The sequence below is a fragment of the Kineococcus indalonis genome (genome assembly GCF_009906395.1).
Lineage (GTDB): Bacteria > Actinomycetota > Actinomycetes > Actinomycetales > Kineococcaceae > Kineococcus > Kineococcus indalonis.
The window spans coordinates 1-2,967 of sequence record NZ_JAAALM010000500.1 but is presented as its reverse complement, the minus strand read 5'-3'; the positions used below and the strand labels follow the sequence as shown (position 1 = coordinate 2,967).

General features: G+C 75.9%; 2 protein-coding genes and 1 pseudogene. 2 read left to right on the top strand and 1 reads right to left on the bottom strand.

Annotation, left to right across the window (positions count from 1 at the left end; genetic code table 11):
* A partial coding sequence (locus tag GTR00_RS18035; RefSeq protein WP_205706118.1) for an alpha/beta fold hydrolase occupies nucleotides 1–760 on the top strand: 760 nt, incomplete at its 5' end.
* 79 nt (nucleotides 761–839) lie between these two features.
* A pseudogene (locus GTR00_RS26465) lies at nucleotides 840–1,280 on the top strand (alpha/beta fold hydrolase); the annotation flags it as partial.
* Here GTR00_RS26465 and GTR00_RS18025 read toward each other — a convergent pair.
* The gene (locus GTR00_RS18025) at nucleotides 1,193–2,956 is read right to left on the bottom strand and encodes a bifunctional metallophosphatase/5'-nucleotidase (RefSeq protein ID WP_407659728.1); all 1,764 of its coding nucleotides are present in this window, start codon (nucleotides 2,954–2,956) and stop codon (nucleotides 1,193–1,195) included. The pseudogene GTR00_RS26465 and the gene GTR00_RS18025 overlap by 88 nt on opposite strands.
* Between the last annotated feature and the right edge of the window lie 11 nt (nucleotides 2,957–2,967).

The window sequence follows — 2,967 nt, the reverse complement described above, 5'->3', positions numbered from 1 at the left end:
CCCGGGCGCCGCCGGCTCGAGCGCCGCAGCGGCGCCCGGGCGCGGCAGCCCCCACGCCGGGCCCACGATCGTGCTCGTGCACGGCGCCTTCGCCGACGCCTCCGGCTGGGGCGCGGTGATCGAGCGCCTGCAGCGCCGCGGCTACACCGCCATCGCCCCGGCCAACCCGCTGCGCGGGCTGGCCTCCGACGCCGAGCACGTCCGCACCTTCCTGTCCACCGTCCCCGGCCCGATCGTCCTGGTCGGGCACTCCTACGGCGGAGCCGTCATCACCAACGCCGCCACCGGCAACCCGAACGTCACCGCCCTGGTGTACGCCGCCGCCTACGGCCTGGCCGAGGGCGAGTCCGTCGGCGCGGCCAACAGCCTCGGGGGCGGGCACAGCGACGTCGTCGAGAACCTCGTCCTGCGCCCCTACCCCGGCGGCGGGGAGCAGGACGCCGACGCCTACGTCGACCCCGCGCAGTTCCGGCGCATCTTCGCCGGCGACCTGCCCGAGCGGCAGGTCGCGGTGATGGCCGCCACCCAGCGCCCCGGCGTGCTGTCCTCGCTCGTGGAGCCCTCCGGGCCCCCGGCGTGGGAGTCGATCCCGTCCTGGTACGTCGTGGCCACCCGCGACGGCCTCATCCCGCCCCCGGCGCAGTTCGCCATGGCCCAGCGCATGGGGGCCAGGACCACGAAGGTGCGCAGCTCGCACGTGGTGATGATGAGCCACCCCGACGAGGTGACCGCCGTGATCCGCGACGCGGCCGGCGGGTGAGCGCGGTGCCCACCACCTCCCCCGGCGACCCCTGCAGCAGCTGCGCGAGCGCAGCCGCGGCGACGGCCGGCGCAGCGAGGTGGGTCTGGGCGAGGTCGCCGACGCCCACGCCCGCGTCGTCGCCGCCCTGCCTGACGCCCCGGTCCTCATCGGGCACTCCTTCGGCGGGCTCGCCGTGCAGCTGCTGCTGGACCGCGGTCTCGGCTCAGCCGGGGTGGCGATCCCCCCGGCCTCGATCAAGGGGGTGGACCAGCTGCCGCTCAGCACCCTGCGCAACGGGCGCTGTCCCCGAGCTCCACGAGTTCCCCGGCCGCCGGCACCTGTCCGCCCTCGTGCAGGGCCGGGAGCGCGTCGCCGACGACGCCCTGGGGTGGGCGCTGCGGTTCCCCGCACGCCCCGCGCTCCGGCCGGGACGGGGAGGTGGCCCGCCGGTCAGCCGGCCACGGTGATGCGGTCCAGGGCCGGGGCGGTGACCGGCGAGACCGCCGCCAGGTGGGCGGTGAAGGCGTCCAGGTCGATGGCACCGGTGACCTGGTTGGTGCCCGCGGTCAGGGCGCTGAAGCCGTCGCCGCCACCGGCGAGGAAGTTGTTCACCGTGATCCGGTAGGTGGCCGCGTCGGTGACCGCCGCGCCGCCGATCGTCACGGACCCGTCGGGGACCCGGGTGCCGGTGCACGGGTCGGCCCCGGCGGCGGCGGAGGTGCCGGCCGGGTCCACCTGGTACGACACGCTCGCCGAGGGGTACAGGGTGCGCCCGACCTGGAACTGCTGCTCCAGCACGCACTGCAGCTGCGCGCCGGTCAGGTCCAGGGTGAGCAGGTTGTTGGCGAACGGCTGCACCGTGAACGCCTCCTCGTACGTCACCTCGCCGGCGTCGAGGTCGGCGCGCACGCCACCGGGGTTCATGAACGCCGCGACCGCGCCGGCCTCGTCGTCGGTGGCGGCCAGCTGCGCGTCGGCGATGAGGTCGCCCAGCGCGGACTCGCCCAGCGCGGCGGTGCCGTCGGCGTTCGTGAAGAGCGTCTCCTGGGCGCGGGTCAGCGGCTCGGCGGTGGTGCCGACGACCTCGCCGGCGATCGGGCCCAGGGCGGTGCGGTAGTGCTCGATCAGGTACGTCTGGGCGGGGTCCTTGGGCACGTCGCGGGTGACGACGACGTTGTCCGCCGCAGCGCGGGTGACGTCCCCGCTGCGGGTGTCCACGCGCAGGTCGATGTCGGTGACCAGGCGGCCGTTGGAGGCGGCGCTGGTGACGAGCTTGCCGTCGATCTCGCAGTTGTACGCCTGGTGGGTGTGCCCGCTGACGACGACGTCGATGCTGTCGTCCACGCCCTCGGCGATGTCCACGACCGGGCCGGTCAGACCGTTGCAGGCGTCGACGTCCCAGGCGTCGGGGCCGGTCTGCTGCCCGCCCTGGTGCAGCAGCACGACGATGCTCTGCACGCCCTGCCGGCGCAGCTCGCGCGCGTAGCGGTTGGCCGTGGCCACCTCGTCGGCGAAGTCCAGGCCGGCCACGCCCTGCTGGCTGACGATGTCCTCGGTGCCCTCCAGCGTCATGCCGATGAACCCGATGCGCACCCCGGCGACGGGCTCGACCGCGTACGGCGGCAGCAGCGGCTCGCCGGTGGCGGTGACGAAGGCGTTGGCCGAGAGGTACTGGAAGCCGGCCCCCGCGTAGGGCGTGCCGTCGGCGCAGCCGTCGACGGGGTGGCAGCCGCCGTCCTGGAGGCGCAGCAGTTCCGCGGCGCCCTCGTCGAACTCGTGGTTGCCCACGCTGGCGTAGTCCAGGCCCAGGGCGCTGAGGGCCTCGATGGTCGGCTCGTCGTGGAAGGCGGCCGAGAGCAGCGGGGAGGCGCCGATGAGGTCGCCGGCGGCGACGGTGATCGTGTTCTGCCGGCCCTGCGCGTCGGCGAGCTGCGCCACCTGCGTGGCGAGGAACTCGGTGCCGCCGGCGTCGACGGTCTGCGCGGCGCCGTCGGCGCCCACGCCGGTCTGCACGCGCCCGCCCGAGCCGGCCGGCGGTTCCAGGGCGCCGTGCAGGTCGTTGACGGCCAGCAGCTGGACGTCGACGGTGCGGGCGGGGCGGCCGCCCCAGCGCTCCGAGCCGGTCACGGCCGGGGCGACGGCGACGGTGGCGCTGACCAGCGCCGCGACGGCGACGCCGGCGGCGGCGGTGCGGTGCGGGGACGAGGTGCGCACGGGTCCTCCGG